At 70.5% G+C, this 26,099-nt stretch carries 20 protein-coding genes and 2 tRNA genes; 16 read left to right on the top strand and 6 right to left on the bottom strand.

From position 1 onward, the window contains the following. The first annotated feature begins 10 nt into the window (after positions 1–10). A complete protein-coding gene (gene sucD, locus AB0L37_RS09990; RefSeq protein ID WP_365502313.1) occupies positions 11–895 on the top strand; it encodes a succinate--CoA ligase subunit alpha in 885 nt (294 codons plus the stop codon). A gap of 140 nt (positions 896–1,035) precedes the next feature. Here the strand turns inward: sucD and fdhD are convergent, their stop codons facing one another. Continuing rightward, positions 1,036–1,884, bottom strand: a complete 849-nt coding sequence (gene fdhD, locus AB0L37_RS09985; protein WP_365502311.1) for a formate dehydrogenase accessory sulfurtransferase FdhD — start codon at positions 1,882–1,884, stop codon at positions 1,036–1,038. Positions 1,885–2,055: 171 nt separating this feature from the next. Between fdhD and AB0L37_RS09980 the strand changes: the two genes are divergently transcribed. Then, the gene (locus AB0L37_RS09980) at positions 2,056–2,748 is read left to right on the top strand and encodes a GntR family transcriptional regulator (RefSeq protein WP_365502309.1); all 693 of its coding nucleotides are present in this window, start codon (positions 2,056–2,058) and stop codon (positions 2,746–2,748) included. A gap of 73 nt (positions 2,749–2,821) precedes the next feature. Here AB0L37_RS09980 and AB0L37_RS09975 read toward each other — a convergent pair whose 3' ends face one another. Next, complete coding sequence (locus AB0L37_RS09975) at positions 2,822–4,237, bottom strand: OFA family MFS transporter (RefSeq protein WP_365502307.1); 1,416 nt, start codon at positions 4,235–4,237, stop codon at positions 2,822–2,824. 284 nt (positions 4,238–4,521) lie between these two features. Here AB0L37_RS09975 and AB0L37_RS09970 point away from each other — a divergent pair, with 284 nt between their 5' ends. Both AB0L37_RS09970 and AB0L37_RS09965 read left to right on the top strand, forming a co-directional pair. Further along, positions 4,522–6,084, top strand: coding sequence for an aldehyde dehydrogenase family protein (locus AB0L37_RS09970; RefSeq protein ID WP_365502305.1), 1,563 nt, complete (start codon positions 4,522–4,524; stop codon positions 6,082–6,084). 58 nt (positions 6,085–6,142) lie between these two features. Next, positions 6,143–6,679, top strand: coding sequence for a carbonic anhydrase (locus AB0L37_RS09965; RefSeq protein WP_365502303.1), 537 nt, complete (start codon positions 6,143–6,145; stop codon positions 6,677–6,679). Between the two features lie 27 nt (positions 6,680–6,706). On the opposite strand, the gene AB0L37_RS09960 is transcribed toward AB0L37_RS09965, so the two are convergent. Then, a complete protein-coding gene (locus AB0L37_RS09960; protein ID WP_365502301.1) occupies positions 6,707–7,429 on the bottom strand; it encodes a GntR family transcriptional regulator in 723 nt (240 codons plus the stop codon). Between the two features lie 201 nt (positions 7,430–7,630). On the opposite strand from AB0L37_RS09960, the gene AB0L37_RS09955 reads away from it, so the two are divergent. The 7 genes from AB0L37_RS09955 (at position 7,631) to AB0L37_RS09925 (ending at position 15,777) form a co-directional block, all read left to right on the top strand. Further along, complete coding sequence (locus AB0L37_RS09955; protein WP_365502299.1) at positions 7,631–8,383, top strand: acyl-CoA dehydrogenase family protein; 753 nt, start codon at positions 7,631–7,633, stop codon at positions 8,381–8,383. Between the two features lie 168 nt (positions 8,384–8,551). Further along, a complete protein-coding gene (locus tag AB0L37_RS09950; RefSeq protein ID WP_365502297.1) occupies positions 8,552–9,049 on the top strand; it encodes an NAD(P)H-dependent oxidoreductase subunit E in 498 nt (165 codons plus the stop codon). 3 nt (positions 9,050–9,052) lie between these two features. Then, positions 9,053–10,672, top strand: a complete 1,620-nt coding sequence (locus AB0L37_RS09945; protein WP_365502295.1) for an NADH-quinone oxidoreductase subunit NuoF — start codon at positions 9,053–9,055, stop codon at positions 10,670–10,672. Then, a complete protein-coding gene (fdhF, locus tag AB0L37_RS09940) occupies positions 10,669–13,464 on the top strand; it encodes a formate dehydrogenase subunit alpha (RefSeq protein WP_365502294.1) in 2,796 nt (931 codons plus the stop codon). Before AB0L37_RS09945 ends, fdhF begins: the two co-directional genes overlap by 4 nt. Before the next feature lies 1 nt (position 13,465). Next, positions 13,466–13,678, top strand: coding sequence for a formate dehydrogenase subunit delta (locus AB0L37_RS09935; protein WP_365502292.1), 213 nt, complete (start codon positions 13,466–13,468; stop codon positions 13,676–13,678). A gap of 120 nt (positions 13,679–13,798) precedes the next feature. After that, positions 13,799–14,770, top strand: a complete 972-nt coding sequence (locus AB0L37_RS09930; RefSeq protein WP_365502290.1) for a 2-dehydropantoate 2-reductase — start codon at positions 13,799–13,801, stop codon at positions 14,768–14,770. Between the two features lie 83 nt (positions 14,771–14,853). Further along, positions 14,854–15,777 carry a LysR family transcriptional regulator gene (locus AB0L37_RS09925; protein ID WP_365502288.1) on the top strand — a complete coding sequence of 308 codons (924 nt, stop codon included), beginning with the start codon at positions 14,854–14,856 and terminating at the stop codon, positions 15,775–15,777. A gap of 7 nt (positions 15,778–15,784) precedes the next feature. On the opposite strand, the gene AB0L37_RS09920 is transcribed toward AB0L37_RS09925, so the two are convergent. Continuing rightward, positions 15,785–17,281 (bottom strand): FadD7 family fatty acid--CoA ligase, encoded by a 1,497-nt coding sequence (locus AB0L37_RS09920; protein ID WP_365502286.1) that lies wholly within the window; start codon positions 17,279–17,281, stop codon positions 15,785–15,787. A gap of 284 nt (positions 17,282–17,565) precedes the next feature. On the opposite strand from AB0L37_RS09920, the gene oxc reads away from it, so the two are divergent. Both oxc and frc read left to right on the top strand, forming a co-directional pair. After that, positions 17,566–19,320, top strand: a complete 1,755-nt coding sequence (gene oxc / locus AB0L37_RS09915) for an oxalyl-CoA decarboxylase (protein WP_365502284.1) — start codon at positions 17,566–17,568, stop codon at positions 19,318–19,320. A gap of 55 nt (positions 19,321–19,375) precedes the next feature. Continuing rightward, positions 19,376–20,632: a formyl-CoA transferase gene (gene frc / locus AB0L37_RS09910; protein ID WP_365502282.1), complete on the top strand. Its 1,257-nt coding sequence runs from the start codon at positions 19,376–19,378 to the stop codon at positions 20,630–20,632. A 63-nt stretch (positions 20,633–20,695) separates the two neighbouring features. Here frc and AB0L37_RS09905 read toward each other — a convergent pair whose 3' ends face one another. Further along, positions 20,696–21,124: a PAS domain S-box protein gene (locus AB0L37_RS09905; protein WP_365502280.1), complete on the bottom strand. Its 429-nt coding sequence runs from the start codon at positions 21,122–21,124 to the stop codon at positions 20,696–20,698. A gap of 302 nt (positions 21,125–21,426) precedes the next feature. Here AB0L37_RS09905 and AB0L37_RS09900 point away from each other — a divergent pair. From AB0L37_RS09900 to AB0L37_RS09890, 3 genes are all read left to right on the top strand, one after another. Next, a tRNA-Leu gene (locus AB0L37_RS09900) sits at positions 21,427–21,511 on the top strand. A gap of 155 nt (positions 21,512–21,666) precedes the next feature. Continuing rightward, positions 21,667–21,751 (top strand) — tRNA-Leu (locus AB0L37_RS09895). Positions 21,752–21,909: 158 nt separating this feature from the next. Beyond that, complete coding sequence (locus tag AB0L37_RS09890; protein WP_365502278.1) at positions 21,910–24,870, top strand: GH59 galactosidase; 2,961 nt, start codon at positions 21,910–21,912, stop codon at positions 24,868–24,870. Here the strand turns inward: AB0L37_RS09890 and AB0L37_RS09885 are convergent. After that, positions 24,857–25,996, bottom strand: a complete 1,140-nt coding sequence (locus tag AB0L37_RS09885) for a substrate-binding domain-containing protein (protein WP_365502276.1) — start codon at positions 25,994–25,996, stop codon at positions 24,857–24,859. The two genes, AB0L37_RS09890 and AB0L37_RS09885, sit on opposite strands and share 14 nt — an antisense overlap. Positions 25,997–26,099 lie beyond the last annotated feature (103 nt).

Here is a 26,099-nt window from a genome sequence, read left to right as displayed (position 1 = left end):
GAGACCGGACATGGCCATCTATCTCACCAAGGAGAGCAAGGTCCTCGTCCAGGGCATGACCGGTGCCGAGGGCATGAAGCACACCCGGCGGATGATCGCCGCCGGCACGAACGTCGTCGGCGGTGTGAACCCCCGTAAGGCAGGCAGCGTCGTCGACTTCGACGACCGCGCCGTCCCGGTGTTCGGCAGCGTCGCGGACGGCATGGCGGCCACCGGCGCCGACGTCAGCGTCGTCTTCGTGCCCCCCGCCTTCGCCCGGGCCGCCGTCGTCGAAGCGGTCGACGCGGGCATGCCCCTCGCGGTCGTCATCACGGAAGGCATCCCGGTCCACGACTCCGTGCACTTCGTCGCGTACGCGAAGCAGCGCGGCACGCGCGTCGTCGGCCCCAACTGCCCCGGCCTGATCAGCCCCGGGGAGTCCAACGCGGGCATCATCCCCGCCGACATCACCAAGCCGGGCCGTATCGGACTCGTCTCCAAGTCCGGCACCCTCACCTACCAACTCATGTACGAGCTACGGGACATCGGCTTCACCACGTGTGTGGGCATCGGCGGCGACCCCGTCGTCGGCACCACGCACATCGACTGCCTGACCGCGTTCGAGAACGACCCCGAGACCGAACTGATCGTGCTCATCGGGGAGATCGGCGGCGACGCGGAGGAGCGTGCAGCGGCGTACATCGCCGAACACGTCACCAAGCCTGTCGTCGGGTACATCGCCGGTTTCACCGCGCCCGAGGGCAAGACCATGGGCCACGCGGGAGCCATCGTCTCCGGCTCGTCCGGCACGGCGCAGGCCAAGAAGGAGGCTCTGGAGAGGGTCGGTGTGCGGGTCGGCGCGACCCCGACGGAGACCGCGCGACTGGTCCTGGAGAGGCTGCAACAGGCCCTGTAGGCAAAGGAATGGGGAGGCGGCGGCGCATGAGGGCGCCGCCGCCTCCCGTACGTGCGGTGCGGCTGCGGCGGGGCCCTTCCGGCGCAGGGGGCGCTCCCCGCCGGTTCCGGGCCCCGCCGCCGTGCCGCGGGGCGGTCCGCTCAGCCCTGCCGGGCCACGGCCCGCTGGGCGATGCGGTGCTCGCCCGCGTACACGTTCATGGAGGTGCCGCGCAGGAATCCGACGAGGGTCAGGCCCGTCTCCGCGGCGAGGTCGACCGCCAGCGACGACGGTGCCGACACGGCCGCGAGCACCGGAATGCCGGCCATCACAGCCTTCTGCGCCAGCTCGAACGAGGCCCGCCCCGACACGAGCAGGACCGACCGCGACAGGGGCAGGTCGCCGTTCTGCAGGGCTCGTCCGACGAGTTTGTCGACGGCGTTGTGGCGGCCCACGTCTTCGCGTACGTCGAGGAGTTCGCCGTCGGGGGTGAAGAGGGCGGCGGCGTGCAGGCCCCCGGTCCGGTCGAAGACCTGCTGGGCAGCCCGTAGTCGGTCGGGGAGGGCTGCCAGGAGTGCGGGTTCGAGCCGGACCGGGGGAGTGTCGTCGATGGGGAAGCGTGCCTGGGTGCGTACGGCGTCGAGGCTCGCTTTGCCGCACAGGCCGCACGAGGAGGTCGTATAGACATTGCGCTCAAGAGTGATGTCAGGCATTACAACGTCAGGGCTGGTGCGTACGTCGACGACGTTGTAGGTGTTGGAGCCGTCCTGGGTGGCGCCCGCGCAGTACACGATGTTCTGCAGGTCGGCGGCGCTCGCCAGCACACCCTCGCTGACCAGGAATCCGGCGGCGAGCGCGAAGTCGTCGCCGGGGGTGCGCATGGTGATCGCGAGCGGCTTGCCGTTCAGCCGGATCTCCAACGGCTCCTCCGCCACCAGTGTGTCGGGGCGGGTGGAGACGGCGCCGGCCCGGATCCGCAGGACCGGGCGCCGCTGTGTGACTCGTCCCATGACGCGCCCCCTGACTGACGTGGACGTCTGGCTTGAAGTGTCCTGCACTGTGTCGACGGAATATTGTGTACAGGATGGGATCGTTGGCGGCAAGGGATGCGTCAACTCCCGGGGAACCCGCGCGAGTTGTGTTACGCAGGGTGTACACGTCAGCTTCCGGAAAGGGGCGCGATGTCGCCGATCACAGGACTGCCGCTCACCGGTCTGCCGCAGGGATCGGTGCCGAGGCTGGAGCGACCGGGCCCCCTGCGCCAGCGGGTCTACGAGACGCTGCTCGACCTGATCATCACGCGGACCCTGCCGCCGGGCGCGCACCTCGTCGAGACGGAGCTCGCCGGTGAACTGGGGGTCTCGCGCCAGCCCGTGCGCGAGGCGCTGCAACGGCTGAGCACCGAGGGCTGGGTGGATCTGCGGCCCGCCCAGGGCGCGTTCGTGCACGAGCCGACCGAAGAGGAGGCCGACCAACTCCTCAGCGTCCGGACGCTGTTGGAGACCGAAGCCGTCCGCCTCGCCACCGCCCGGGTGGACGCCGCGGCCCTGCACGCGCTGGAGGAGCTGTGCGCCCAGGGGGAGCGTGCGGTCGCCGCCGACGACGTGGAGGCCGCGGTCGTGCTCAACGCCCGGCTGCACGGCACGGTCATGGAACTCGCGGGCAACGCGGCGCTTGCGGAACTCGCTGCCCGGGTCGACCGGCGGGTCCGCTGGTACTACGCGCCCATCGCCCGTCAGCGCGGCCGTCAATCATGGGCGGAACACCGGGAGTTGATCGCCGCGATGGCGGACGGCGACGGGCAGCGCGCCGCCGAGGTGATGCGGGCCCACACGGAGCACACGCGGACGTCGTACCACCAGCGAGCCACGTAGGGGCCGTGGGCGCGTAGGCCTGTGGCCCTCTCCCGGCGCGGACACGGGAGAGGGCCACAGGGTTCATGGAAGGTCAGGTCGCGTGCTGCGGCTGCGCCACCGCCGCCGCTCCCTTCCCGGCCCGGGGCCGCCCGGGCTGCCGCAGCGTCATCGCGATCACCGCGGCGATCATCGACGTACCGCCGGCCAGCGCGTACGCGCCGTTGTAGCCCCACGAGGCGACCACCATGGAGCCGAGGCCGCCGCCGAACAGGCCGCTGATGAGCTTTCCGCTGTACACCAGGCCGTAGTTGGAGGCGTTGTAGTTCTCGCCGAAGTAGTCGGGCGTGAGCGCGGCGAACAGCGGATAGAAGGCGCCGCCGCCGAATCCGGAGAGGAACGCGAAGACCAGGAACAGCCCTTCGCTCTTCATGTCGCCGGCCCAGATCACGCCGAACTGCGCGAGCCCGAGGACCAGGATGACCCCGACCAGGATCGGCTTGCGCCCCCACTTGTCGGAGGCCCAGCCCACGACGCCGCGGCCGATGCCGTTGATGACCGCCATCACGCCCATGGACGAGGCGGCGACGAGCGGCCCGAAGCCGACCTCCTTCGCGTAGTCGACCTGGAAGGAGATGCCGAAGATGGAGACACCGGCGCTGATCACGAGCGCGATCCACATCAGGGGCAGCATCCCCGTCCTGATCGCCTCCATCGGGGTGTACTGCCGTACCGCGGGCGGGTTCTTGGTGAGGCTCGCGGAGGTCTTCTCGCCGCCGCTGTGCGTCAGCGGGTCGACGTGCGCGGGCCACCAGTTCTTCGGCGGGTCCTTGAAGAAGACGGCGCAGACGAAAACGACGACCATCACGTAGGCGCCGATGAGGTCGAGCACCCGGTGGTAATTCCCGGTGTCGAAGGCGTAGTTGAAGATGAAGATGAAGGGCAGGGCGCCGTAGGCGAAGCCGCCGTTGACGAAGCCCGTCTTGCCGCCCTTGCGCTCGGGGAACCACTTGCCGACCATGTTGACGCAGGTCGAGTAGATCAGGCCCGAGCCGATGCCGCCGACGACGCCGAAGCCGACGATCGCGAGCGCGACGTTGCTGATGTGCGACAGGGCGAGGAACCCGAGCAGGCACATCGCCGAACCGGTGAACATGGCCCGGCGCGCGGTCAGGATGCCCTTCTCGCGCAGCCATCCGGCGGGGAAGGAGATGCCGGCCTGGAAGAAGATCCAGACGCTGAGGATCCAGAACGTGTTGGACTGCGTCCAGTGGTGGGCCTCGGACAGGGTGTCCTCGGCCGAGCCGTACGCGTACTCGAAGACGCTGATGGCCATCATCGCGAGCCAGGGCAGATAGACCATCAACTGGCGGGAGTGGCCGAGGATGTCGCGGTCGGTCTCACCGACCCGGTAGACGCGGCCCCGGGCGTCGGTGACTTCGCGGTAGGGGAGGGGCGGCGCGCCGAGCGGCTCCGACGCGTCATCTGCCGTGCTGTGGTTCAAGGTCATTCAGGCTCATCCCTCACAGTGCTGCACTGCTGCGCGCACCCTTCCGATGTCAGGGGTCAGCAGTGGCCGGGATATTGCATACAGTCGACGAATACTGTATGAAGAGTGTTATCCCTCACGTGGTGGGCGAGTGTCCAGGGGCGTGCAGCATTTTTGGGATGCCCGTGACTGTCGGGGCTACGAGCCCGTCGACCTGTCCGCTCCACCGCCCGCCCTGCACCGCCCGTTCCAGGAGGGCCCGCCCGGCCCCTCATCTCGACTGTGCACCGAGAGCGGAGACATCCATGGCACCCACTTTCACCCCCGGCACGCCTCCCGCCACCCTCAAGGCGGGGACTTCTTGGGCCGATGCCTGGCGGCGCTGTCTGGCCGTCGCCCCCGAGGCGTTCCGCGACGACCGCGTCCTGAACCTGTGGAACGGAACGTGGCAGGCGGACGGTCGGGTCCTGCCGGCCGCAACTCCCGTCGACGGCAGCCCTGTTGCGGGCCCGCCGCGGCTCGACGGGGACACCGCGCAGCAGGCCGTACGCGCATCCCTCGACCAGCACCGCGCCTGGCGGCACATCCCGCTCGCGGAGCGGCGCGCCCGCGTGGCCGCGACACTCGACGCGCTCGCCGAGCACCGTGAGCTGCTCGCACTGCTCCTCGTCTGGGAGATCGGCAAGCCGTGGCGGCTCGCGCAGGCGGACGTGGACCGGGCGATCGACGGTGTGCGCTGGTATGTCGACGGGATCGACGGGATGCTCGCGGACCGTACGCCGCTGCCCGGCCCGGTCTCCAACATCGCGAGCTGGAACTACCCGATGAGCGTGCTTGTGCACGCGATGCTGGTGCAGGCCCTCGCGGGCAACGCCGTCATCGCCAAGGCCCCCACGGACGGCGGTGTCTCGTGTCTGACGCTCGCGTGTGCGCTGGCCGCGCGGGAGGGTGTGCCGCTCACGCTGGTGAGCGGCAGCGGCCGGGAGCTGTCGCAGGCGCTGGTGCGGGCGCCGGAGATCGGTTGCGTGTCGTTCGTGGGCGGACGCGACACCGGGGCCGCCGTCGCCACGGCCGTCGCCGACCTCGGCAAGCGGCACGTCCTGGAGCAGGAGGGCCTCAACACCTGGGGCATCTGGGACTTCAGCGACTGGGACACGCTGTCCGCGGCGATCCCGAAGCTCTTCGACTACGGCAAACAGCGGTGCACCGCCTACCCGCGCTTCGTCGTGCAGCGCGACGCGTTCGACGCGTTCCTGTCCGCGTACCTGCCGGCCGTGCGGGAGTTGCGCGTGGGGCATCCGCTGGCGGTGGCGTCGGCCGAAGACCCTTATCCGGAGCTGGACTTCGGGCCGCTGATCAACGCGGCGAAGGCCAAGGAGCTGACCGACCAGGTGACCGAGGCGATCGGCCGGGGCGCGGTGCCGCTGCACCGCGGGCGGGTCGACCCGGAGCGGTTCCTGCCGGGGCAGGACACGAGCGCCTATGTGCATCCGGTGACGCTGCTCGGCCCGCCCGCGTCGTCGCCGCTGCACCACGCGGAGCCGTTCGGGCCGGTCGACACGGTCGTCCTTGTGGACACGGAGGCGGAGCTGCTCGCCGCGATGAACGCGTCGAACGGCGCGCTGGTGGCGACCCTGTCGACGGACGACGAGGCGACGTTCGCGCGCCTCGCCCCGCAGATCCGGGCGTTCAAGGTGGGCCACGGGAAGGCCCGTTCGCGCGGCGACCGCGACGAACTGTTCGGCGGGTTCGGGGCCTCCTGGCGCGGCGCGTTCGTCGGCGGAGAGCTCCTGGTGCGGGCCGTCACCCAGGGACCCGAGGACGAACGCCTGCCCGGCAACTTCCCGGCGTACCAGCTGATGCCCTGATGCCCGTACGCCCCGCGGAGCCGTCCCGTCCCGCTCGTCCACCCAGAGGGAGCCCGGTATGTCCACAGCACAGATACGCCCCGTCGTGCGCGAGGGCGGCACGGTCACCGACCATCTCCTGGCGGCCAACGCCCGGTACGCCGAACGCTTCGAGGACCCCGGCACGGACGCCCGCCCGGTCCTCGGCGTGGCCGTCGTCGCCTGCATGGACGCCCGGATCGATCTGCACGCGGCCCTCGGCCTGTCGCTCGGCGACTGCCACACCATCCGCAACGCCGGCGGCGTCGTCACCGACGACACGATCCGCTCCCTGACGATCAGTCAGCGGGCCCTCGGAACGCGCAGCGTGGTCCTCGTCCACCACACGGGCTGCGGTCTGGAGTCCCTGACCGAGGAGTTCCGGCACGAGCTGGAGCGCGAGGTCGGACAGCGTCCCGGCTGGGCGGTCGAGGGCTTCACCGACGTCGACCAGGACGTGCGGCAGTCCCTGCGCAAGGTGCGGACGTCGCCGTTCCTGCCGCACACCGACGACGTCCGCGGCTTCGTCTTCGACGTGCGGACCGGGCGGTTGAGGGAGGTCACGGCCCGGTCCTGACATCGGGGCAGCGGGGCGCCGCCGTGGTCAGCCGCTCAGGCCGGCCGCGGCGGCGATCTGCTTGCAGTAGAAGTCCGTCGTGCTCTGCGTGTGGCGGCGCATCAGGGCCTCGGCGCGCTCCGGGTCGCCCGCCGCGATCGCCTCGATGATCAGCGCGTGCTCGCTCCACGCGTCCTTGCCGCGCGGCTTGGCGATCGGCATGTAGTACCAGCGCACCCGCTGGTCGACCTGCGGGATGAGCTCGGCGAGCACCGCGTTGCGGGACAGCAGCGTGATGTGGGAGTGCAGCGCGGCGTTGGCCTCCACGATGGCGCGCGCGTCACCCGCCGCGAGCGCCGCGATGCCCGCCTCCTGGAGGTCCCACAGCGCCGCCACGTCGTGCGGCGTCGCGTGCCGGGCGGCACCCTGCGCGGAGTAGGTCTCCAACACCGCCCGCACACCGAGGAGTTGGGCGCACTCCTCCACGGTGGGCGCGTGCACGAAGGCGCCCTGGGCCGGCCGCAGATCGACCCAGCCGGCCGCCTGGAGCCGTTGCAGTGCTTCCCGGACCGGCTGTCGGCTCACCCCGAGCCGCTCGGCGAGTTCGGCCTCGACGAGGTGCTGTCCGGGGTGGAGCGTCCCGTTGATGATCATCTCGATCAGTGCGTCGTAGACGGCCTGGCGCAGGGGAGCGGGCCGGGCGATCGGCCCTGCGGGGGCGAGAGCCCCGCGCGCGAGTACGGGTGTGGTGACGGTGGGTGTGTCGGACATGAACGACCCCTCCCTCTCCGGGTGCTGACGGCGTGTCAGCTCTCGGGATACTGACTTTAGTATGCAATAGACAGCCGGTTGGATGGGTGGCACGGCGAAAAGATGCGGCACACCTCTGGCGCCCCATATGGATGCGAAATACTGTATGCAATTATTGGCCGCAGGGCGGCGAACCCGACTTCGCTCACGAGGGGGCACCCCGTGTCGTACCGCACCGCACTCGCTCAGGTCCTCACCGATGTCGTCGCCCCGGCCGCCCAACAGGCGGGCGCCCGGGGCCTGTTCCCCCGCGCGGCCGTGACGGAGCTCGGCCGGACCGGACTCCTCGGCCTCACCATCGGCCCGGAGTGCGGCGGTGCGGGACTCGGGCTCACGGAGGCCGCCGAGGTCGTCGAGCGCACCGCTCGCGTCTGCCCGGCGACGGCCGCCGTGCTCCGGTCCCACTACGCGGCGGCCGTGACCGTCGAGGCGTACGGCGGCGACTGGTTGCGCGGCGAGATCGCCGCCGGGCGGCACCTGTGCGGCCTCGCGCTCGCGGAGGACGAGGCGCCGGACGCGGCGACGGGCGGTCGGCTGCTAGCGCCGCGCGCCACGGCCGAGCGGTTCGGCGGGGTGGTGGCGCTGCGCGGACGCAAGCATCAGGTGGTCGCGGCGGGGGAGGCCGACACCTATGTCTGGTCGGCGCGGTCGGCCGTCGCGGGGGAGGGGCTCGGCCTGTGGGTGGTCCCGGCGCACGCCTCCGGCCTCTACGTCCCGGCCCGGCCGGGAGGTTCGGGGCCGCGCGGCAGCGCCACGTCCACGGTCCTCGCCGATCCGGTGCTCGTGCCGGCCGAGGCGCAGCTGGGTGAGGGCGGCGGCGGGGCCGATGTGCTGCGGGGCGTCGTGGTGCCGTGGCTCGCGGAGTTCGGGGCGGTGGCGCCCGCCGAGGCGGCCGCGCCGCTCGTGACGTCCTGAACACCGGCCCGGCGCAAGGGTGTTGACGGCACGGCGGATCGTGGTTCCCGCCAGGCTCTTCGCGTCGGGCTCTTTACGCCGGGCTTGTGTATACAGAAGTCTGTATGGAGTAGTGTCCAGTCTCCTGCAACTCTCGCCGGGGACCCGCATGACGGAGGCGAAGCGATCATGACGACCAGCGGGACGGATACGAGGGCCGGGAGCGCGGCCGAGAACGCGGTCGAGCGTGTGGTCAGAACCGCCGCGTCCGCGCACCGGGGAGAGCGCGGCGCGCTGCTGCCCGTACTCCACGCCGTCCAGGCCGAGTTGGGGTACGTGCCGCAGGCGGCGATCCAGGTCCTCGCCGACGAGTTCAACCTCTCACGGGCCGACGTCCACGGAGTCGTGACCTTCTACCACGACTTCCGCAGCGCCCCCGCGGGCCGCACCACGGTCCGCGTCTGCCGCGCCGAAGCCTGTCAAGCCCTGGGCGCCGAACGGCTGTTGGCCCATCTGCGGCAGTCGGGCAAGGAACTCGGCGAGACCAGCGCGGACGGCTCCACCACCGTCGAGCAGGTCTTCTGCCTCGGCAACTGTGCGCTCGGCCCGTCGGTCGAGGTGAACGGCCGGCTGCACGGCCGCGTCACCACCGGCCGCCTCGCCGCTCTCCTCGACGGGGAGGTGTGACAGTTGACGTCACAGACCACCACCCTTGTGTACGTGCCCCGCGACTCGGCGGCCCGCTCCGTCGGCGCCGACGAGGTCGCCGCCCGCCTCCAACAGGCTGCCGAGCAGGGCGACGTCGACCTCCACGTCGTACGCAACGGCTCGCGCGGCATGCTCTGGCTCGAACCCCTCGTCGAGGTCGTCACCGAGGCGGGCCGGGTCGGCTACGGCCCCGTGACGGCGGACGACGTCCCCGGACTGCTCGCCGCTGGGATGCTCGACGGCGCCGACCATCCCCTGCGTCTCGGCCTCGTCAACCAACTCCCTTGGCTGGCACGGCAGAACAGGGTCACGTTCGCCCGCGTCGGCGTGACCGACCCGCTCTCCCCGGAGGACTACCTCGCCCACGGCGGCCTGCGCGGGCTGCGCGCCGCCCTCGACCGCGCACCCGCCGACGTGGTCGCCGAGGTCACCGACTCCGGTCTTCGCGGACGCGGCGGCGCCGGCTTCCCGGCCGGCATCAAGTGGAAGACGGTCCTCGACTGCACGGACGACCTGAAGTTCATCTGCTGCAACGCGGATGAGGGCGACAGCGGCACTTTCGCCGACCGCATGGTCATGGAAGGCGACCCGTTCCTGCTCATCGAGGGCATGACGATCGCCGCCCACGCCGTCGGAGCCCGAGAGGGCTACGTCTACATCCGCTCCGAGTATCCCGACGCCATCGACACGATGCGCGCCGCGATCGACGTCGCGCGCGAACAGGGCTGGCTGGGGCGGCGGATCCTCGGGTCGGCGCTCGACTTCGACCTGCATGTACGCGTCGGCGCCGGGGCGTACATCTGCGGCGAGGAGACCTCCATGCTGGAGAGCCTGGAGGGCAAGCGCGGCATGGTGCGGGCGAAACCGCCGATCCCGGCGATCGAGGGCCTGTTCGGCAAGCCGACCGTCGTCAACAACGTCCTGACCCTGACCACCGTCCCCGTCGTCCTCGCCGACGGCGCGAAGGCCTACCAGGACCTCGGCGTCGGCCGCTCGCGCGGCACCCAGGTCTTCCAGCTCGGCGGGAACATCAGGCGCGGCGGCATCGTCGAGACCGCGTTCGGCATCACGCTGCGCGAACTGATCGAGGAGTACGGCGGCGGCACCCTGAGCGGCCGGCCGGTCCGGGCGGTGCAGGTGGGCGGCCCGCTCGGCGCGTATCTGCCCGAGACACAGTTCGACCTGCCGATGGACTACGAGGCGTTCGCGGAGGCAGGGGCGATGCTCGGGCACGGTGGCGTCGTCGTCTTCGACGACTCGGTCGACATGGCGGCGCAGGCCCGGTTCGCGATGGAGTTCTGTGCCGAGGAGTCCTGCGGCAAGTGCACCCCCTGCCGGGTCGGTTCCGTACGCGGCGTCGAGGTCATCGACAAGATCGTGGCCGGCACGCACCGCGACGAGAACCTCGCCCTGCTCGAGGACCTCTGCGACCTGATGACCGAAGGCTCGCTGTGCGCGATGGGCGGTCTGACGCCGATGCCGGTGCGCAGCGCCCTCGCCTACTTCCCCGACGACTTCCTCGGCGGCCGCCGCCTCCTGGAGATCCACCCCGTACGGAACCCCGTACAGACGACCGGCACACGGACGGAGGGCACGGCATGACGCTCCTGAAGGAACCCGATTTCGGCACACCCGAGCGGCCGGGCGAGGCCACGGTCTCGGTCGAGGTCGACGGGATACCGGTGACCGTGCCCGAGGGCACCTCGGTGATGAGGGCCGCCGCCGAGGCGGGCATCGACATCCCCAAGCTCTGCGCCACCGACAGCCTGGAGCCCTTCGGCTCGTGCCGGCTGTGCGTGGTGGAGATCGACGGGCGGCGCGGCGCCCCCGCCTCCTGCACCACCCCGTGCGCCGACGGGATGGCCGTGCGCACCCAGACGCCCAAGGTGGAGAAGCTGCGCCAGGGCGTCATGGAGCTGTACCTCTCCGACCATCCGCTCGACTGCCTGACCTGCCCGGCCAACGGCGACTGCGAGTTGCAGGACATGGCGGGCGTCGTCGGCGTACGCCAGGTCCGCTACGGCTACGAGGGTGAGAACCACCTCGACGCCGAGAAGGACACCTCCAACCCCTACTTCGACTTCGACCCGTCCAAGTGCATCGCCTGCTCGCGGTGTGTGCGGGCGTGCGGCGAGGTGCAGGGCACGTTCGCGCTGACCATCGAGGGGCGCGGCTTCGAGTCCAAGGTGTCGGCGGGCGCGGGCGAGTCGTTCCTCGACTCCGAGTGCGTCTCCTGCGGCGCCTGCGTCCAGGCCTGCCCCACCTCGACGCTCCAGGAGCGCTCGGTGGTCGAGCTCGGCATGCCCACCCGGTCGGTCATCACCACCTGCGCGTACTGCGGTGTCGGATGCAGCTTCAAGGCCGAGCTGCGGGGCGACGAACTCGTGCGCATGGTCCCGTACAAGGACGGCGGAGCCAACGAGGGCCACTCCTGTGTCAAGGGCCGCTTCGCCTTCGGCTACGCCACCCACCCCGACCGTCAACTCAAGCCGATGGTGCGGGAGTCCATCACCGAACCGTGGCGCGAGGTCGAGTGGGACGAGGCGATCGGCACGGTCGCCCGCCGCATGCGCGAGATCCAGAGTCAGTACGGCACCGGCGCGATCGGCGCGATCTCGTCCTCGCGGTGCACCAACGAAGAGGTGTACGTCGTCCAGAAGATGGTCCGCGCCGCCTTCGGCAACAACAACGTCGACACCTGCGCCCGCGTCTGCCACTCACCCACCGGCTACGGGCTGAAGCAGACCTTCGGCGAGTCGGCCGGCACCCAGGACTTCCGCTCGGTCGCCGAGGCCGACGTCATCATGGTCATCGGCGCCAACCCGACCGACGGGCACCCGGTGTTCGCCTCCCGGATGAAGCGCCGGCTGCGGGAGGGCGCCGAGCTCATCGTGGTCGACCCGCGCCGCATCGACCTCGTGCGCTCCCCGCACATCGAGGCCGCGCACCACCTCCAGCTGCGGCCCAGCACGAACGTGGCCGTGGTCAACGCCATGGCGCACGTCGTCGTCACCGAGGGCCTGGTCGACAAGGGGTTCGTCGCGGCGCGCTGCGAGGGCTACGAGGACTGGGCCGAGTTCGTGGCCCGCGACGAGAACAGCCCCGAGGCCGTCGAGGACATCACCGGCGTCCCGGCCGCCGAGCTGCGCGCCGCCGCCCGCCTCTACGCGAGCGCCCCCAACGGCGCGATCTACTACGGCCTCGGCGTCACCGAGCACAGCCAGGGCTCGACCATGGTCATGGGGATGGCCAACCTCGCGATGGCCTGCGGCAACATCGGTCGCGACGGCGTCGGCGTCAACCCGCTGCGCGGCCAGAACAACGTGCAGGGCTCCTGCGACATGGGCTCCTTCCCGCACGAACTGCCCGGCTACCGGCACGTCTCCGACGACGCGGTGCGCAGCGTCTTCGAGAACCTGTGGGGCGGCACGATCCTCGCCGAACCGGGCCTGCGCATCCCCAACATGTTCGACGCGGCGATCGACGGCACGTTCCGCGGCCTGTTCGTGCACGGCGAGGACATCGCGCAGTCCGACCCGAACCTCAAGCACGTCACGGCGGCGCTGGAGGCGATGGAACTCGTCGTCGTCCAGGACCTGTTCCTCAACGAGACCGCCAAGTTCGCCCACGTCTTCCTGCCCGGCGCCTCCTTCCTGGAGAAGGACGGCACGTTCACCAACGCCGAGCGCCGCATCAACCGCGTCCGCTCCGTGATGCCGCCCAAGTCGGGCCGGCACGAGTGGCAGATCGTCTGCGACATCGCCACCGCCATGGGCCACCCGATGGCGTACGACCACCCGTCGCAGATCATGGACGAGATCGCCCAGGTCACGCCCACGTTCGCGGGCGTCTCCTTCGACCTCATCGACAAGCTCGGCAGCGTCCAGTGGCCGTGCGACGACGAGGCCCCCGAGGGCACGCCGACCATGCATGTGGACGCATTCACGCGCGGCAAGGGCAAGTTCGTGGTCACCTCGTACGTGCCGACGAAGGAGCGCAGCACGCGCAAGTTCCCGCTGGTCCTCACCACCGGCCGGATCCTGAGCCAGTACAACGTCGGTGCGCAGACCCGGCGTACCGGCAACGTCGCCTGGCACGCCGAGGACGTCCTCGAACTCCATCCGCACGACGCCGAGGAGCGCGGGATCGCCGACGGCGACCTCGTCACGCTCGCCAGCCGGGTCGGCGCGACGACGCTGCACGCGCAGATCTCCGACCGGATGCCGCCCGGCGTCGTCTACACCACCTTCCACCACCCCGTCACCGGGGCGAACGTGGTGACCACGGAGAACTCCGACTGGGCGACCAACTGCCCGGAGTACAAGGTGACCGCCGTCCAGGTCGGCCGCGCCCGGGCCGAGGCCGCCGCTCCGCTCGTGACGGCGGGGGACTGAGATGACCCACGCGATCCCGGCCGAGAGCCGGATGGCCAACGACATCGCCGTGCACCACGGGCACCTGCCCGCACCGGCCGCCGCGGAGGCGATCGCCGGACATGTGACACGGTTCTGGGACCCGCGGATGCGCGAGCGGCTCTACGCGGTGGTCGACGACGGAGCGCACGGGCTCGACCCGCTCGTGATCGCGGCGGTACGCCTGCTGCGCTGACCGCTTCCCCGGTGTGCCACCGCCCGCGTGCTGTGCGGCGCGCGGGCGGTGGCACATCTTCGGCCAGTAACTGCATACAGTATCCAAACTCCGTACCCTCGAATCCCTGGAGGAGCCACCATGAAGATCGCAGTCCTCGGAGCCGGCGCCATCGGCGCCTATGTGGGAGCGGCGCTGCACCGCGGCGGCGCGGACGTCCATCTCGTCGCGCGCGGCCCGCACTTGCAGGCGATCCGCCAGCACGGCGTACGGGTGCTCAGCGCGCGCGGCGACTTCACCGCCCACCCGCACGCCACCGACGACCCGAACGAGATCGGCCCCGTGGACTACGTGTTCCTCGGCCTCAAGGCCCACTCCTACGCCTCCAGCGGCGCACTCGTCGCCCCGCTCCTCGGCGAGCACACGGCCCTGGTCGCCGGGCAGAACGGCATCCCCTGGTGGTACTTCCACAAGCTCACCGGACCGTACGAGGGCCGCAGGATCGAGGCCGTCGACCCGGGCGGCGCGACCAGCAAGGTACTCGCCCCGGAGCGGGCCATCGGCTGCGTCGTCTACCCGGCCACCGTCATCGAATCCCCGGGCGTCATACGGCACTTGGAGGGCACCCGGTTCTCCGTCGGCGAGCCCGGCGGAGGTGTCTCCGAGCGGTGTGCGGCGCTCAGCGAGGCGATGATCGCGGGCGGGCTCAAGTGCCCGGTCGAGGAGAACCTGCGCGACGACATCTGGATCAAGCTCATGGGCAACGCGGCCTTCAACCCGATCAGCGCCCTCACCCGGGCCACCATGGTCGACATCTGCCGCCACCCGCTCACCCGGACCATGGTCGCCCGCGTCATGGAGGAGATCCTCGACATCGCGGCCCGCGTCGGCAGCACCCCGGACATCTCCATCGAGAAGCGGCTGCGCGGCGCCGAGGGCGTCGGACACCACAAGACGTCCATGCTCCAGGACCTGGAAGCGGGCAAGCAGTTGGAGCTCGACGCCATCGTCACGGCGGTGGTCGAGATGGCCGACATCACCGGTGCCGAGGCCCCGACCCTGCGCACGGTGCACGCGGCGACGGATCTCCTGGCGCGCACCGTCGCTCCGTAGGCCCACCCCTTGTCAGCCGGGCCCGGCGGGGGCAGTCTTCGGAGACGCGCATGATCACTTCGCCCGTGGTGGGGGAGACGTAGATGCTGTTCCGGCAGTTGGAGTACTTCGTGGCGGTCGCCCGCGAGCGGCACTTCGCGCGCGCCGCCGAGTCCTGCTACGTCTCCCAGCCCGCGCTGTCGGCGGCGATCGCCAAGCTGGAGCGCGAGCTGAACGTCACGCTCATCAACCGGGGCCACAACTACCAGGGCCTGACCCCGGAGGGCGAGCGGCTCGTCGTATGGGCCAAGCGCATCCTCGCCGAGCAGGAGGCGTTCAAGGCGGAGGTCGCCGCCGTCCAGTCCGGCATCACCGGCATCCTGCGCCTCGGCACCGACCCCACCGCGTCGACCACCCTGGCGCTGCCGGTCGCCGCGTTCTGCTCCGCGCACCCGCTGGCCAAGGTGCAGGTCCGCTCGCGCCTGTCCACCAAGGAACTCCACCGCCAGCTGCGCGACTTCGAACTCGACGTGGCCATCGCCCACTTCGACCCCGGCGACCAGGAAGGGCTCCAGGTCGTCCCGCTCTACCAGGAGCGGTACATGCTGCTCGTCCCCGACGGCCAGATCGCGTCGCAGACCGGCAGCGTCACCTGGGCGGACGCCGCACAGCTCCCCCTGGCGCTGCTCACCCCCGACATGCGCATCCGGCAGATCGTCGACAAGGTCTTCGCCGACCAGGGCTTCGAGGTGACCCCGCAGGTCGAGACCGACTCCATCGCCGCCCTGTACGCGCATGTGGGCGGCGGCGAATGGGCCAGCATCGTGCCGCACACGTGGCTGCGCGCGATGCCGGTCGTCGGCCGGGCCAGGGCGCTGCCGCTCGTCTCCCCGGCGGCAGGGGCGCAGGTCTCGGTGGCGATTCACGCGGGCACCCCCGGGTCGGTCGCGGCCCGCGCCTTCGTCAGCGCGGCGACCGCCCTCAACCTCGACGAGATCTTCGACCAGCCGCGTACCCCGGCACGCTGAGACTCCTTCATCCGTACCCGTCCCGTACGGCGACCCGGTCGAGGCCGCCCTGCGCGGTGCGGGGCAGCGCGGGCACCACCACGATGTGGTCCGGGACCGCCACCGCGGCGAGCCGGTCGCGGCAGTAGCGCAGGATCTCGTCCGGCCCCGCGCACTCCTCCCCGCGCACCACCACGGCGGCACCCACCCGCTGCCCCCGCCCCGCGTCGGCGACGGCGAAGACGACCGCCTCGGCGACGGAGGGGCAGCCGGCCAGCACGTCCTCCACGTACTCGGGCGAGATCTTCCGGCCGCCGCGCACGATGAGGTTCTCGATGCGCCCGGTCAGCGTCAGATAGCCGTCCTCGTCCAGAGCGCCCAGGTCGCCCGTGCGCAGCCAGCCCCCGGTGAACCCCCGCGCGGAGGCGGGGCCTTCGGCGAGGTGGCCGCGGGCCACGGCAGGACCGCGCACCCACACCTCGCCGCGCACCCCGGCCGGACAGACCCGGCCGTCCTGGTCGACGACGCGCAGCTCGACGCCGGTCGCCCGGCCGACCGAGCCGTGCTTGAGAGCGCCGTGCTCCGGCAGCGGCTCGCTGGAGATCTGATGGGCGCACTCCGTCGCCCCGTACGCGGAGAGGAGCGGAGCGGCGAAGGTGCGTTCAAGGGCCCGCTGGGTCGCGGCGTTCAGCGGGGCGCTGCAACTGCGGACGAACCGCAACGGCGGCAACCGCGGCTCCGACTCCCGGCTCTCCAGGCCTTCGAGGAGCGTCTCGTGCACGGTCGGCACCGCCGTGAACCACGTGGCGCGCGCCGCGCACAGGTCGTCCCAGAACGTCGCCGCCGAGAACCGGCCCCCTGCCGGCAGGAGTACGCGGCCGCCGCTCGCCAGGGACGACAGGAGCGTGCCGAACAGGCCGTGCCCGTGGGAGAACGGCATCACCGCCACCGTCGCGTCACGCGGTCCCAGCGCGTAGGCGGCGCGGAAGTTCCGCACGGACGCGGCCACGTTGGCGCGTGTGAGCGGCACCATGCGGGCCCGTCGTGTCGACCCCGCGGTGAGCATGATGAGCGCGTCGTCCGCGGTGAGATCGTCCCGCGCGGCGCGGCCGAGCAGGGATGGCGCGGGGCCGGGGGCGAGGTCCACGGCTCGGTCCGCCCCCACCGACAGCGTCCAGTCCGCGCTCGCCCGCCTGCCGTGGGCGATCAGCGCCCGAGCCCCCAACTCGCCCGTTCTCAGTGCGAGTTCATCCTCGCTCAGCGCCGGGTCCAGCGGGGCGACGACCAGGCCCGCCCGCCCCGCGCCGAGCAACGCGACGACGAACTCCACGGTGTTCGGCGCGAGCACCGCGACGACGTCCCCGCGTCGCAGCCCCGCCCCGGCGAGCGTGCCCGCCACCCGGTCCGCCATCTCCGCGAGCCGCCGGTACGTCACCGGCACCCGGTCGCCGGTCACGATCAGGGCGTGGGCGTCCGGCCGTTCCCGTACCTGACGGTCGAGCAGCTCGGCCGGGTCCGTGACCACGGTCGCACCTCCTGACGGTCCTCGGAGCCTGTCTGTGAGCGAGCGTGCGGCGGCCGCTCCCGGGCGTCCAATACCTCCTTCCGAACATCCGATAGCGACCGCTTATCAAGCCCGTCGCCGCAGGTCACAGCCGTCGTCCCGGCCTCGATAGACGGTGGTTATCAGCTGGTCGCCGTTGGGTCTTGGACGCGGCGCCGCGGGCTGTCGAAGGTGAGAACAGAGCCACAGCACAGCAGCCGTGCGGCAGCCGCACCGCAAGGACCCGCCCAAGGAGGCCTCGGATCATGACCGCTCCCTCGACCGCTGAGAACGCCGCTGACACCACGGCGGCAACGGACGCGCCGGCCGAGCTCACCGACGGCTACCACCTGGTCGTCGACGCGCTGAAGATGAACGGCGTCGAGACCGTCTACGGGGTGGTCGGCATCCCCGTCACGGACCTGGCCCGCCTCGCGCAGGCCGAGGGCATCCGCTACATCGGCTTCCGCCACGAGTCCAACGCGGGGCACGCCGCCGCGATCGCCGGCTACCTCACCCAGAAGCCGGGCATCGCCCTGACCGTCTCCGCGCCCGGCTTCCTCAACGGCCTGGTCGCCCTCGCCAACGCCACCACCAACTGCTTCCCCATGGTGCAGATCTCCGGCTCCAGCGAGCGCCACCTCGTCGACCTCAAGCAGGGCGACTACGAGGAGATGGACCAACTCGCCGCCGCCCAGCCCTTCGTGAAGGCCGCCTACCGCGTCAGCCGCGTCGAGGACATCGGCCGCGGCATCGCCCGCGCCCTGCGCACCGCCGTCTCCGGACGCCCCGGCGGCGTCTACCTCGACATCCCCGCCGCCGTGCTCGGCGCCGTCATGGACAAGGAGGCCGGAGCCGGGACGCTCAGCCGCCTCGTCGACCCGGCACCGCGCCAGCTCCCCGCCCCCGAGGCCGTGGACCGCGCGATCGACCTGCTCGCCAACGCCGAGCGGCCCCTCGTCGTCCTCGGCAAGGGCGCCGCCTACGCGCAGGCCGACGACAAGGTCCGGCAGTTCATCGAGTCGACCGGCATCCCGTACGTACCGATGTCGATGGCCAAGGGCCTGCTGCCCGACGACCACCCGCAGTCCGTCGCCACCGCCCGCTCCCTGGCGCTGAAGAAGGCCGACGTCGTCATGCTCGTCGGCGCCCGCCTCAACTGGCTGCTCAACCACGGCGAACGCGGCTGGAACCCCGACGCCAAGTTCATCCAGATCGACATCGAGGCGAAGGAGATGGACAGCAACCAGCCGATCTCCGCGCCCCTCGTCGGCGACATCGAGTCCGTCCTCGACCAGCTCGCCGACCGCACCAAGCCCGGCCAGATCGCCAGCCCCGCCGCCTGGCGCGAGGAACTCGCCGCCCGCTCCGCGCAGAACGTCGCCAAGATGGCCAAGCGCCTCGAAGCCGACCCGCACCCGATGCAGTTCATGGGCGCGCTCAAGGCCGTACGCGATGTCGTGCACCAGCACCCGGACACGTACATCGTCAACGAGGGCGCCAACACCCTCGACATCGCGCGCAACGTCATCGACATGCACCACCCGCGCCGCCGCCTCGACTCCGGCACCTGGGGCGTCATGGGCATCGGCATGGGATACGCGATCGCGGCCGCCGTCGAGAGCGGCGGCGCGCCCGTCGTCGCCATCGAGGGCGACAGCGCCTTCGGCTTCAGCGGCATGGAGATCGAGACGATCTGCCGCTACAACCTGCCCGTCATCACCGTGATCATGAACAACGGCGGTGTGTACCGAGGCGACGAGGTCATCGGCGAGGGCCCCGCCCCGACGACCCTCATGAGCGCCGCCCGGCACGACCGGATGATCGAGGCGTTCGGCGGCACGGGCTACCGCGCCACCACCCCCGCCGAGGTCACCGCGGCCCTGAGCGAGGCCATCGCCGCCGGCGGCCCGGCCCTCATCGACTGCGTCATCGACCCGTCGGCCGGCACGGAGAGCGGCCACATCGCGCACCTCAACCCCAAGGGCATCACCGCCGGCAACTTCACCGCCGGAAAGTGACCCGCCGTATGAACTCCCGTCCCGTTCAAGCTCGTTCACGATAAGGAAACCGCACATGAGTGAACTGCCGCTCGCCGGTATCAAGGTGATCGACTTCACCGGCGTCCAGGCCGGCCCCGCCTGCACCCAGATGCTCGCCTGGTTCGGCGCCGACGTCCTCAAAGTGGAGCGCACCACCGGTGGCGACGTCACCCGCAACCAGTTGCGCGACGACCCCGACCTGGACGCGCTCTACTTCACGATGCTCAACAGCAACAAGCGCTCCCTGGCCATCAACACCAAGACCCCCGAGGGCAAGGAGGTCCTGGAGAAGCTCATCCGCGGCGCCGACGTCATGGTCGAGAACTTTGCGCCCGGCGCCCTCGACCGGATGGGCTTCTCCTGGGAACGCATCCAGGAACTCAACCCGCGCCTCATCTTCGGCTCGGTCAAGGGCTTCAACGAGTGGTCCTCCTGGAACGACCTCAAGACGTACGAGAACGTCGCCCAGTGCGCGGGCGGCGCCGCGTCCACGACCGGCTTCTGGGACGGCCCGCCCACCATCTCCGGCGCCGCCCTCGGCGACTCCAACACCGGTATGCACCTGGCGATCGGCATCCTCACCGCGATCATCGACCGGAACAAGACCGGCAAGGGCCAGAAGGTCTCCGTCTCCATGCAGGACGCCGTCCTCAACCTGTGCCGCGTCAAGCTGCGCGACCAGCAGCGCCTGGAGAAGGTGGGCCATCTGGAGGAGTACCCCCAGTACCCGAACGGCGAGTTCACCGACGTCGTCCCGCGCGGCGGCAACGCGGGCGGCGGCGGCCAGCCCGGCTGGGTCCTCAAGTGCAAGGGCTGGCAGGACGACCCGAACGCCTACATCTACTTCACGCTCCAGGAGCAGAACTGGAAGCGCACCGCCGAGGCCATCGGCCACCCCGAATGGGCCGACGACCCGGCCTACGCCACGGCGCGCGCCCGCCAGACGCACATCTTCGAGATCTTCGAGGAGATCGAGAAGTGGCTCGCGGACAAGACGAAGTACGAGGCGGTCGACATCCTGCGCAAGTGGGAGGTGCCCTGCGCCCCCGTGATGAGCATGAAGGAGATCGCCTACGACAAGGATCTGCGGGCCGCCGGAACGGTCGTCGAGGTCGAGCAGAAGGGCCGCGGCACCTTCCTCACCGTCGGCAGCCCGGTGAAGTTCTCCTCCTTCAAGCCGGAGATCACCGGCGCCCCGCTCCTCGGTGAGCACAGCTCCGCGGTCCTCGTCGACCTGGGCTACGACGAGGAGAGCATCGGCCACATGAAGGAGGCCGGGGTCATCGCCTGACCTGGGCGCACAGGAAAGCGGCCGTGGCCCCTCGCGGGGTCACGGCCGTTGCCCTGGGCGGGGTCAGACGCTCGACGCCTCGGCCCGCCGCCGCATCAACTCGCGCTCGCGCTCGCGCCGCGCGGTGACGTCCCGTACGACGGCGCCGCAGTACGCGCTGCCGTCGGGCCCCTTCACCAGGACCACGCTGAACTCGATCGACAGGCGCCGCCCGTCGGCGGCGAGCGCGGGCACGTTCAGCAGATCGGCGTCGCCGTACTTGCTGGAGCCGCGCGCCATCGCCTCCTCGAAGCCGTCCCAGTGCCGCTTGCGGTGCTTCTCGGGAATGATCACGTCCAGGCTGCGGCCGTCCACCTCCGCCGCACTGAAGCCGAAGATCCGCTCGGCCCCCTGGTTCCAGTACCGGATCAGCCCCGCACTGTCGATGATCATGATGCCGTCCGGTGCCTGATCCGTCATGCCCAGGATCAGTTCGGGGTCCAGGTGCGCCATGTGTCCTCCGAGCAAGTGCCGTGGATGCGCGTGCAGTTGGTGCAGACAGTATACAGAATCCGTTATGGCGCACACAGGGAGTGAGTGGACAGGTCCGCACGCCGAAGGCCTGCGAAGCGACGGTCTTCCGCGCCCTCGTCGAGCGGGACGGCGTGGCGCGACGAGCACTGTCCTGTCACTCACGGTGACGCCGCGGACACCCGTCCCCGACGGGCGGATATGCAGGTGAAGGACACTCCGAAACCTTGGTATTCTTGTGGTGTCGCCGCGGGGAACACCCGCGCGAAGGCGGCGTACACCTAGTCCGGGTGGCGGAATGGCAGACGCGCTAGCTTGAGGTGCTAGTGCCCTTTATCGGGCGTGGGGGTTCAAGTCCCCCCTCGGACACAGAGCGGTAACGGAGAGCGCCGGTCGGGAGAGATCCCGACCGGCGCTTCTGTGTCTGCGCGAGGCGCGTTTACGCAGGTGAGAGACGCCCCGGATCCTTGGTATGGTTATCCGCGTCGCCGCGGGTCACACCGCGTGAAGGCGGCAGACACCTTGTCCGGGTGGCGGAATGGCAGACGCGCTAGCTTGAGGTGCTAGTGCCCTTTATCGGGCGTGGGGGTTCAAGTCCCCCCTCGGACACAGAGCGGTTACCGAGAGTGCCGGCCGGGAGAGATCCCGGCCGGCACTTCGTGCATGCGCCGCCGGCCCGCCGAGCCCCCGGTGTTCGACCACGAACGAGTGCGTTCGGGTCCGGGTGATCCGTAGAGGACGCGAACGGGCGCGTTGTGTCATGTCCCATGCATTCAGAGACGAACACGCGCGCGTCGAGGACGACACGCGCCCAGGGAAGGCAGCGCTGGGCCGCGCTCGCCGCTGCCGCCGCGGTGACGCTCGGGACGGGGCTGCTCGCCGCGCCGCCCGGGCATGCCGCGGACGACACCGTCGAGGTCGTGGTCGACGGGCACGATGTGCGGGCCGACAACGTCAACGGGCTGACGTACAAGGGCCTCGGCGTGCTCAGCTGCAACAGCACGAGCAATCTCCTGATGGACTACAAGGCCGAACACCCGGAACGCTACTGGCAGTTCATCCGGACGATGTTCGGCGGGTCGCACCCCCTGATCAACCACGTCAAGGTCGAGATGGGGTCCGACACCAACACCTCGACCGGTGCCGACCCGGCGACCATGCGGACCCGCGACGAACTCGCCGACGCCTCGCGTTCCCCCGGCTTCCAGCTCGCCGCCGACGCCCGGACCGTCAACCCGGGGCTCAAGGTGTCGATCCTGCGCTGGGAGATGCCCCAGTGGGTCCAGCAGGAGTGGAACAAGGGGACCGGGACCGACGACATGTACCGGTGGTACAAGGAGACCCTGCTCGACGTGTACCAGAAGTACGGGTACATGGTCGATTACGTGAATCCGGACAAGAACGAGACCGGGACGCCGGACGTCTCCTTCATCAAGTGGTACAAGAAGGCGGTGGCGAGCGATACGGACTTCGACGACGCTCGGTACGGAATACCGGCCGGCGAGCGGGAGAAAGTCGCCAAGGCCTATCACGCCATCAAGATCGTGGCTTCCGACGAGAACACGTCGAAGAAGATCGGGCCCGCGCTGCTCACGGATTCCGAACTCTTCGGGATGGTCGACGCGGTGGGCTACCACTACACCACCGACGACCGGCTCGACGGCGCCGCGGACAGTGCGACCTACCAGCCGTACACGAAGCTCGCGACCGGCTCCACCCCGAACGGGCAGGACAAGGAGGTCTGGTACAGCGAGGGGACCGGGTCCTTCGGGTTCACCGACTACCGCGTGAACAACAACGAGGGGCCGGGCGGGGCCAGTACCGGGATCGGTGGTGTGCAGAGCGCCCTCGACGTCGCCAACCGGCTGGTGAAGGGGTACGCCAACTCGAAGCGGACGCATTACATATTCCAGCCCGCTATCGGGTCCTTCTACGAAGGCGCTCAGTACAGCCACAAGGAGCTGGTGAGTGCGCGCGATCCCTGGTCGGGGTATCTGCATTACGACGCCGCCATTTATGTCATGCAGCAGTTCACCCAGTTCGCGAAGACCGGGTGGGAGAACGGGACGAACACCGCGGGGATCTGGCGGACCATTCCCGAAGCCAGTCACAGCGGGGTCAGCGGGACCGAGAACGTCGACGGGTCCAACGGCGCCCCGAGTTACATGACCCTCGCGGATCCGGCGAAGAAGGACTTCTCGACGGTTGTCGTCAACGACAGTGACCGCGAGAAGACGTATCGGATCAAGGCCGAGAATCTCGCGCTCGGCAGCGACCCCACCATGGAGGCGTGGGAGACGCGCGCGGCCGATGCCGGGCAGCGCTACGACGCCAACTTCAAGCATCTCGTCGACCGGTTCCGGCCCGACGGCGACGGCTACTACACGTACACCGTGAAGCCGCGCTCCATCACGACCCTCACGACCCTCGACGCGAGCGCCGACGAGGACACCGGCCGGCGGCTGCCCTCCTCCGGGGAGCGCACCGTCCTCGACACCGACAGGAGCGGCGGGCGCGGCGACACCCGCGACCGGTATCTGTACGCCGACGACTTCGCGTACAAGGAGGAGGGCGACGTGCGGGTCGGGAGGACCCGGCAGCCCTATCTCGCCTCGCGCGGCAACCAGCCCCGCTACATGGTCGACCAGACCGGTGCCTGGGAGGTGGGTGGCGACGGGAAGCTGTACCAGTACATGGACCAGTCGATGAGGGACACCGCCGCCTGGAACAAGAACACCCCCAACACCACGGTGGGCGACTTCCGTTGGGAGAACTACACGGCTTCCGTCGATGTCTCGTTCCCGGACGCCGGTGGCGGGATCGCCGCGCTCGGGGTGCGGCAGCAGAAGGGCATGGCGATCAGTGACGCCGCCTACAACCTGCGGATCGGGGCCGACGGCGCCTGGACGTTCCACGAGTACGGGACGGTCGTCGCGCAGGGCAAGGTCGCTGCCGCCGACGGCTACCGGCTCGCCGTCGAGGCGAAGGGGGCGCGGGTCACCGCGTTCGTCGACGGCAAGGCCGTCTCCACGTACGACGATCCGACCCCGGAGCGCCAGGGCCGCGTCAAGCTCGGCAGTGACTTCCACAAGGTCGGCTTCGACAACCTGAAGGTCGAGACCGTCGACGGGTACGCGCCGTACGGCACCGAGCAGCTCGACAACATGGACAAGTCCGTGGCGTATGGGGGGACGTGGAGCCGTAAGGCGTCGCTGGGCGATGCCATGGACTGGTATCGGTCCACCTCCACCGGCACGACGGCCGGGGCCTTCGTGAGTGTTCCGTTCCGTGGGACGGGTGTCGATCTCATCGGTGGCAACGACGGGAGCGCCGTCGTCGATGTGTACGTCGACGGGCGGCTCGTCGCGCGCGATGCCAGGACCTCCGCCACCGACAAGCGGCTCGCCACGTACGCGCTGCGCGGGCTGCCGGACGGCAAGCACGAGGCACGGTTCGTGCTGAAGTCCGGGAAGCTTGTCGTCGACGCGTTCCAGACCGCCTCCGGCGGCGTGAGCGGTGACGTGGACACGTCGGTCGTGCGTCGAGCGCTCGCTGATGTCGGTGCGCCAGAGCGAGGGCAGTACACCGACGGCTCGTGGGAGCTGTTCGCCGACAGCCTCGACGCCGCGCGGGCCGCCGTGGACGGGCAGAAGGGGCTCGACGCCGTCGGTGCCGAGCAGATCGCGGGCCGGCTGCAGGCGGCGTACGGGCAGCTCACCGTCCGGTAGCCGCCCTCGCCGGTGCCGGCAGGGTCTGCGGTGCCGCCGGGAGCGACGACGAGCGGATCATCAACTCCGGGAGGATCAGGGCCCGTTGAGCGGGCCGACGGCTGCCTTCGAGAAGGCGTGCCAGCATCATCTCGACGGCCGTGCGGCCCACCAGCGCCTTGGGGGGCCGCACGGCCGTGATCGCGGGATCGGCGAGGTGTGCCACCTCGTCGTCATAGCTGACGAGCGCCATGTCGTCCGGGACCCGGATGCCCTGTTCGGTGAGGTACTGGACGATCGAGAGGGCGTCCGGGTCGCTGTGCACGATCAGCGCGGTGATCCGGGAGCGGCGGCAGCCGTCGAGGATGTCGCCGATGATCCGGCGGTGCCCCGGGACGTCGAGGGCGACGCTCTCGCGTATCAGGAAGGCGTCGGACAGGCCGAGTCCGGTGCAGGCGCGGTGCCAGCCGACCGCCAGGTGCGCCGAGGTGGGGCTGCCCTTGGACAGCACCAGTCCGATGTTGCGGTGGCCGAGGGTGTGGAGGTGGCGGACCGCCATCTCCATCCCCGTCGCGTGGTCGCTGCGCACCCACTCCAACTGGTGCGGGGTCGGGGTCCACTCGGGCGTCTGGCGCTCCACGAAGACGACGGGGACCGGCAGTTTTCCGATCCAGTCGAGCATCTCGTGCATGCCGGGGCCTTCGAGATTCGGCGCGAGCAGCAGACCCTGCACCTGGCCCGACTCGGTCAGCCGGACGATCTGCCTGCGGTCCTCGGCCTGGTCGTAACTGGATCCGCGCAGCTGGACGTTGACGCCGTGCGCCGCCGCCGCGTTGCGGACGCCACTGACGATGTGCGGCCAGTAGAAGTCCAGGGACGGGACGACCATCCCGATCGTGAACGCCGGGGTCGCCAGGCGGCGCCGGCGTACCGGCTCGTGCTCCAGGGGCGAGGGCAGCGTCGCACCGCCGTGCACCCGGGTGAGCAGGCCGCGGTCGGCGAGGGCCGCGATGTCGCGGCGGATCGTCAGTTCGCTCACCGACAGATCGACGGCGAGATCGCGGACGCGAACGGCGCCGTGCAGGCGCAGCTGGTCCATCAGGCGTTCGCGGCGTTGCAGCGCGAACAGCTGGTCGGCTCCTGTCACGGCGGGTCCCTCCGTCCGTTTCGACGACGGGCCAGGGGCCCGGCGCGATGTTCGAGTCTGTTCATATCGTTTCGTATGTGGTCGAGCTCTGGTGACTTTGTGC

Origin of the sequence: Streptomyces sp. NPDC052225, assembly GCF_040679615.1 — a bacterium.
Taxonomy (GTDB): Bacteria; Actinomycetota; Actinomycetes; order Streptomycetales; family Streptomycetaceae; genus Streptomyces.
Note: the sequence above shows the minus strand (reverse complement) of the source record. Positions and strands in the feature narration are given on the sequence as shown.

Excerpts from the sequence above, each read along its gene's own strand:
- sucD (WP_365502313.1), top strand. The coding sequence starts at position 11 with ATGGCCATCTATCTCACCAAGGAGAGCAAGGTCCTCGTCCAGGGCATG.
- fdhD (WP_365502311.1), bottom strand. The coding sequence starts at position 1,884 with ATGGGACGAGTCACACAGCGGCGCCCGGTCCTGCGGATCCGGGCCGGC.
- AB0L37_RS09980 (WP_365502309.1), top strand. The coding sequence starts at position 2,056 with ATGTCGCCGATCACAGGACTGCCGCTCACCGGTCTGCCGCAGGGATCG.
- AB0L37_RS09975 (WP_365502307.1), bottom strand. The coding sequence starts at position 4,237 with ATGACCTTGAACCACAGCACGGCAGATGACGCGTCGGAGCCGCTCGGC.
- AB0L37_RS09970 (WP_365502305.1), top strand. The coding sequence starts at position 4,522 with ATGGCACCCACTTTCACCCCCGGCACGCCTCCCGCCACCCTCAAGGCG.
- AB0L37_RS09965 (WP_365502303.1), top strand. The coding sequence starts at position 6,143 with ATGTCCACAGCACAGATACGCCCCGTCGTGCGCGAGGGCGGCACGGTC.
- AB0L37_RS09960 (WP_365502301.1), bottom strand. The coding sequence starts at position 7,429 with ATGTCCGACACACCCACCGTCACCACACCCGTACTCGCGCGCGGGGCT.
- AB0L37_RS09950 (WP_365502297.1), top strand. The coding sequence starts at position 8,552 with ATGACGACCAGCGGGACGGATACGAGGGCCGGGAGCGCGGCCGAGAAC.
- fdhF (WP_365502294.1), top strand. The coding sequence starts at position 10,669 with ATGACGCTCCTGAAGGAACCCGATTTCGGCACACCCGAGCGGCCGGGC.
- AB0L37_RS09935 (WP_365502292.1), top strand. The coding sequence starts at position 13,466 with ATGACCCACGCGATCCCGGCCGAGAGCCGGATGGCCAACGACATCGCC.
- AB0L37_RS09930 (WP_365502290.1), top strand. The coding sequence starts at position 13,799 with ATGAAGATCGCAGTCCTCGGAGCCGGCGCCATCGGCGCCTATGTGGGA.
- AB0L37_RS09925 (WP_365502288.1), top strand. The coding sequence starts at position 14,854 with ATGCTGTTCCGGCAGTTGGAGTACTTCGTGGCGGTCGCCCGCGAGCGG.
- oxc (WP_365502284.1), top strand. The coding sequence starts at position 17,566 with ATGACCGCTCCCTCGACCGCTGAGAACGCCGCTGACACCACGGCGGCA.
- frc (WP_365502282.1), top strand. The coding sequence starts at position 19,376 with ATGAGTGAACTGCCGCTCGCCGGTATCAAGGTGATCGACTTCACCGGC.
- AB0L37_RS09905 (WP_365502280.1), bottom strand. The coding sequence starts at position 21,124 with ATGGCGCACCTGGACCCCGAACTGATCCTGGGCATGACGGATCAGGCA.
- AB0L37_RS09890 (WP_365502278.1), top strand. The coding sequence starts at position 21,910 with ATGCATTCAGAGACGAACACGCGCGCGTCGAGGACGACACGCGCCCAG.